At 56.3% G+C, this 5,014-nt stretch carries 6 protein-coding genes; 4 read left to right on the plus strand and 2 right to left on the minus strand.

Features of this window, described 5'->3' with window-relative positions; all coding sequences use genetic code 11:
- From truD to ACOSYY_RS04490, 3 genes are all read left to right on the plus strand, one after another.
- Nucleotides 1-748: tRNA pseudouridine(13) synthase TruD (gene truD, locus ACOSYY_RS04480; protein WP_421661070.1), on the plus strand; the 748-nt coding region annotated here is incomplete at its 5' end.
- A gap of 64 nt (nucleotides 749-812) precedes the next feature.
- Nucleotides 813-2,057, plus strand: a complete 1,245-nt coding sequence (locus tag ACOSYY_RS04485) for an ornithine cyclodeaminase, nickel-pincer nucleotide-dependent (RefSeq protein ID WP_421661071.1) — start codon at nucleotides 813-815, stop codon at nucleotides 2,055-2,057.
- Complete coding sequence (locus ACOSYY_RS04490; protein ID WP_421661072.1) at nucleotides 2,054-2,854, plus strand: dimethylarginine dimethylaminohydrolase family protein; 801 nt, start codon at nucleotides 2,054-2,056, stop codon at nucleotides 2,852-2,854. The genes ACOSYY_RS04485 and ACOSYY_RS04490 overlap by 4 nt, the downstream gene beginning before the upstream one ends.
- A gap of 83 nt (nucleotides 2,855-2,937) precedes the next feature.
- On the opposite strand, the gene ACOSYY_RS04495 is transcribed toward ACOSYY_RS04490, so the two are convergent.
- A complete protein-coding gene (locus tag ACOSYY_RS04495) occupies nucleotides 2,938-3,294 on the minus strand; it encodes a hypothetical protein (RefSeq protein WP_421661073.1) in 357 nt (118 codons plus the stop codon).
- Nucleotides 3,295-3,384: 90 nt separating this feature from the next.
- The gene (locus ACOSYY_RS04500; RefSeq protein ID WP_421661074.1) at nucleotides 3,385-4,065 is read right to left on the minus strand and encodes an outer membrane protein; all 681 of its coding nucleotides are present in this window, start codon (nucleotides 4,063-4,065) and stop codon (nucleotides 3,385-3,387) included.
- 278 nt (nucleotides 4,066-4,343) lie between these two features.
- On the opposite strand from ACOSYY_RS04500, the gene ACOSYY_RS04505 reads away from it, so the two are divergent.
- A partial coding sequence (locus ACOSYY_RS04505; protein ID WP_421661075.1) for an NAD(P)H-dependent glycerol-3-phosphate dehydrogenase occupies nucleotides 4,344-5,014 on the plus strand: 671 nt, incomplete at its 3' end.

Genomic DNA, 5,014 nt, shown 5'->3' on the forward strand with positions numbered 1-5,014 from the left:
ACGCCTCAAAACCGATGAAACCATCCTAAACGTGCAGATCCTCGGACGGCATCGTAATCGTCTACGAACCGGCCATCACTCCGGTAATCGCTTCCGTTTAGTCATCCGCGATGTCGCCGATCACGCGGTTGAAACCGTGCCGGCCGTTCTTCAACAACTGCGCCTCCACGGCATTCCAAACTACTTTGGGCCGCAGCGGCAAGGAAAGGCCGGTGATAACTACCGCATCGGCGCTATGTTGCTGCATGATGCGCGGCGGCGCGACCAGATGAATCGGACGACTCGCATCTGGTATCTCAACTCCTACCAATCATTCCTGTTCAATCGGATACTTGCACGAAGAATCGACCGTCTCGACAAGGTCCTCCTCGGCGATTGGGCCATGAAGTCAGACAATGGCGCCTGCTTTCAAGTCGAAGATGCCGAGAAGGAACAATTGCGGGCGGATCGTTTTGAAATCAGCCCGACAGGCCTCCTCTTTGGTTCGCGGGTATCGTGGGCAAGTGGCGAGCCTGGTCAAATCGAAGAAGCCGTCATCTCCGACGCAGGTGCAACGAAGGAAATCCTCGTCGCCGCGGCGAAGGCTTGCGGATTCCGGGGCGAGCGCAGAGCGCTTCGCATTCCCCTCGCTGAGCTTGAATGGTCTCTTAGTGGCGATACTCTCTCCCTTTCTTTCTGCTTGCCTCCCGGGGCCTCCGCCACCAGTGTGCTCCGGGAATTGATGAAAGTACTTCCCACGAACTCCTAGTTCCCTCATTTTCTTTCTCTCGCGACAATAGGTGATAAAATATGCACATTCCGTGAGTGCCGCGATGAGCCACCACCAAGAAAGCGTACACCTTGAAGGGCACATCATCGACTCTCTCGTGCTCGCCAAGGTGCTCGACCTCATCCTGATGATGGGAGGAACCTTCGACCTGGAGGACGTCCGCATCGGCAAAACACGGGAGGAAGCGTCTCATGCTCGTATTCGGATTCAAACCGCCTCGCGAGAGCTCTTAGACGACATTCTGAAGGCGATTCAACCACACGGAGCCTCGATCGAACGTGAGGCGAACTGCCGTATCGACCGTGCGCCTGCCGATGGGGTGTTACCCGACGACTTCTATGCCACGACGCATCTACCTACGCAAATCCGGCTTAACGGCCGATGGCTGGACGTAGATCGAATCGAGATGGACCTCGCCATCAGGATCAGCGAGGCCGGCTCCGTCGCCCATGCGGTGCCGATGGGCGACGTTCGTCGCGGGGACCAGGTCGTGGTCGGCCGAGAGGGAGTCCGCATCATTCCTTTACAGAGACCTCAAGAACGCGACGTGTTTGGCTTTATGGAATCACAGGTGTCGGCAGAGCGACCTCATGGCCATATCATTGCCGACATCGCAGCTCGGATGCGACAATTGAGAGAGGGACGCAAGCAGGGGCGGGCTGACTCTCACGTTTTGCTGGCTGGTGGACCCGCCATTATTCATGCCGGTGGACGCGAAGCTTTGACCTGGCTGATCGAGCAGAGGTTTATCCATATTCTGTTTTGCGGCAATGCGCTGGCTGCGCATGACATGGAAGCAGATCTGTTCGGGACGTCGCTAGGCTACGGGCTTACGGCAGGGCGCGCAATACCGCATGGTCATGAGCACCATTTGCGGACCATCAATAAGATTCGTGCGATTGGCAGCATTGAAGCCGCGGTTACTTCAGGAATGATTAAGCATGGCATCATGGCAGCTTGCATCAGGCGAGGTGTGCCGGTAATCATGTCCGGCACGATTCGTGACGATGGGCCCTTGCCCGGAGTGATCACGGATTCCGTTCTGGCACAACATGCGATGCGAGCCTTGATCCCTGGCGTGGGGCTCGCTCTCCTTGTCGCCTCGACACTCCACTCCGTGGCGACGGGCAATCTTCTACCGGCAACCGTGCCCACAGTCTGTGTAGACGTGAACCCGTCGGTCCCGACCAAGCTGGCCGACCGCGGCAGCTTTCAGGCGGTCGGCCTCGTCATGGATGCGGCATCGTTTCTGTCGGAGCTTGCCAGGGCGCTGGGGAGGTCGGCATGAGTCGGCTCCTCGTATGTCCCCCTGATTTTTTCGGGATTGAGTATGAGATCAATCCTTGGATGCGTCTTGTCAATCGCGTGGATCATGCGCGTGCGGTTCGACAATGGCACGAATTGATGCGCATGCTCGAAAGGGACCTGGGCGTCGTTCTCGAGCGAATGGCTCCCGTTCCAGAGTTGCCCGATCTCGTATTCACGGCTAATGCCGGCATCGTGGTTGGACGAACCGCCGTGGTGAGTCGCTTCCGACATCCTGAACGTCAACGGGAAGAAACTCACTTCGAGGGTTGGTTTCGCCGTCATGGCTATGAGGTGATGACGGTAGAAGAAGGTCTTCATTTCGAAGGCGCGGGCGATCTTCTAGGCTATCCGGAATACTGGTTCGGCGGATACCGACAGCGATCGGATATCCGCATCTTCCCGCTCCTTAGCGAACGTTTTCGCCGGGAAATTATTCCGCTAGAGCTGGTCGACAGTCGTTTTTATCATTTGGATACCTGTTTCTGTCCCTTAAGCGGCGGCGATCTTCTCTATTTCCCCGCGGCATTTGACCGCTATGGCCAGACAGCGATCGCCGAACGTGTTCCGGACAGACTGCGTTTCACCGTCCGGGAAGATGAAGCCCTGAAGTTTGCCTGCAATGCCGTCTGCGTCGGGAAACACGTCGTCCTCCCCGCCGGGTGTCCCACCACTCAGGCTTGGCTCCGCACAAGAGGGTATGAAACCCATCCGGTTCAGCTCGATGAATTCATGAAATCCGGTGGGTCGGCCAAGTGCCTCACCCTGGCGCTGGGCTAACTTTCGGCGTTCAACGTCCATCCCTGATGAATTGCCGGCGGAACATAGCACCCCTTGACAAGGGGCGTATGGCGGTTGACGTCCTATTTCTTCCGAAAGAGAAACGCACCATACATGCCGGCAATTGCGATCGTGACGAGTTCAATCGTCAAGAGCATGCGGCTCACGACGGCTTCCGGTGCGGGAGGAGAGAGGATGAAGTACATGCCGAGAAACTCCGGCGTCTGTGCCGGCGGAGTCTCCCATGGAGGGAATAATACGGCCAGGATCAGAACGACCACCATCCCGTAGAGCACCCTGATGTTGAGCTGCTCCGGCACTGAACCTTTGGATGGAGAGGATGAAGGCGTATCTGATTGCCCATCGAGCCGCCGGCCGCATTGCATACAGAAGCGATTAATCTCCGGCTGCGATCGGCGACAGGCTGGACAGGTTTGCATAAGAGGGCCATGGAGAGATCACGGCGTAGAGGCAGATTACAGGAAAGAAACCGGTTTGCCCAGTGCTGTTGTCTGATGGAGGATTCCGGATCAGAAGTGGTATCCGACACCGAATGAGACCAGATGCATCGTGTAGGTTGCGTCTAACCCATAGGGAAAAGGGAAGAGATTTTGATTTTCGTCGAATGTGAAGCGCGCGTAATTGAATTTCCACTCAGCGAATGCCGTCAGATGTTTACTGACATAGTATTCAAATCCGACCTTGGCGTTCAACCCAAGCCTTGCGTTGTCCGCGGTTGATTCCTGGGAATCCGGTGCCGGACCTTCTCCCGTGATTCGTGCGAAGAAAATTCCCGGTCCGACTCCCACATAAGGCTGTAATCGAGCCTTATGGTAGCGGAACATGAGGTTAAAAGGAGCCAACGTTAAGACTCGAAAATATGCCCCTTGAAACGTTCCACTTACCGTTACGCCGGGGACTGAGGTGTTCTGGAAGGTATGAACCTGTTGATCGATGTGGGGAGTTGTATAAAATACTTCCGCTTCCAAGCCAATCCAGCGAGTGGAATCAAAGTAGTGCCCCACTTTTCCGCCAAACTGAAAAGACGTCGATAACTCAAGCTCGCCATGCGTCGTACCGGGAAGAAGGAATGAGGAATGAATATCGCCGTCCGACAGACCGCCAGGCAATGCCACTCCGAATTGTCCGGCAATGTACGTTTCACCGTATGTGGCGGGCGCGACAAGGAGTACTGCCGAAAGCAACAGCATCGTTGCACAGAATCCAGGGCAACCCCATGTCCTACGCGATCGTTCCACTAGAAATCCTTTGAATTTGCTTTTCCATCCTATGCCTTGTCGCCGTGGCGGCGAAGTCATTTCTTCATTCTGACGAGCGAAGTTCACATGCCGTTGACGTGCCTCCTACGTCGGAATCGATGGGTGTATTGGACAAAAAGGCGAATGGATGCCCCATTCGTTGACAGATACTCGATCGCTTCCTATATAATCCGCCGTTCCGACCAAAGGGATGATGATTCCGGATCACTATGTCGACCACGATCAACAAGATCGGCGTTATTGGAGCCGGTGCCTGGGGCACGGCTCTGGCTAAACATCTGGCCGATAAGGGTCTGGAGGTTCTGCTCTGGGCCTATGAGCACGACGTCGTCAACGCCATCAATACCTCCCACGAGAACCCGGTCTTCCTCAGAGACATCCTGCTTCCCCCAGGTTTGACGGCCACTTCCTCACTCATAGAGGCCGTCTCGAACCGCGACGGGGTTCTGTTTGCCGTTCCTTCGCACCTCACCCGATCCGTGCTGCGTCAGCTGGCACCCTGCTTCTCTGCCCCCCTGCCGTTCGTGTGTGCAACGAAGGGCATAGAAGAAAACACGGCCAAGCTGATGTCCCACGTCATGGAAGACGAGTTGCCGCCGTCGATGCACCGCTCCCTCATGGTGCTCTCCGGACCAAGCTTCGCGTCGGAATTAAGCGCCGGTAAACCCACGGCCGTGTGTTTAGCCGGCCCTGATGAGCATCTCGTGCGGCGGTTTCAAAGTGCGTTGATGACACCTGTCTTTCGGGTGTACGCGGACACAGACGTCATCGGCGTTCAACTCGGCGGCGCTTTAAAGAATGTCATGGCGCTGGCTGCCGGTGTGATCGATGGTCTGGACCTGGGGCTCAATGCCCGTGCGGCGCTCATTACCCGAGGCCT

The sequence above is a fragment of the Nitrospira sp. BLG_2 genome, assembly GCF_049222245.1.

What these genes read in the sequence shown, in the direction of transcription:
- ACOSYY_RS04485 (WP_421661071.1), top strand. Translation starts at nt 813, where the DNA reads ATGAGCCACCACCAAGAAAGCGTACACCTTGAAGGGCACATCATCGAC.
- ACOSYY_RS04490 (WP_421661072.1), top strand. Translation starts at nt 2,054, where the DNA reads ATGAGTCGGCTCCTCGTATGTCCCCCTGATTTTTTCGGGATTGAGTAT.
- ACOSYY_RS04495 (WP_421661073.1), bottom strand. Translation starts at nt 3,294, where the DNA reads ATGCAAACCTGTCCAGCCTGTCGCCGATCGCAGCCGGAGATTAATCGC.
- ACOSYY_RS04500 (WP_421661074.1), bottom strand. Translation starts at nt 4,065, where the DNA reads ATGCTGTTGCTTTCGGCAGTACTCCTTGTCGCGCCCGCCACATACGGT.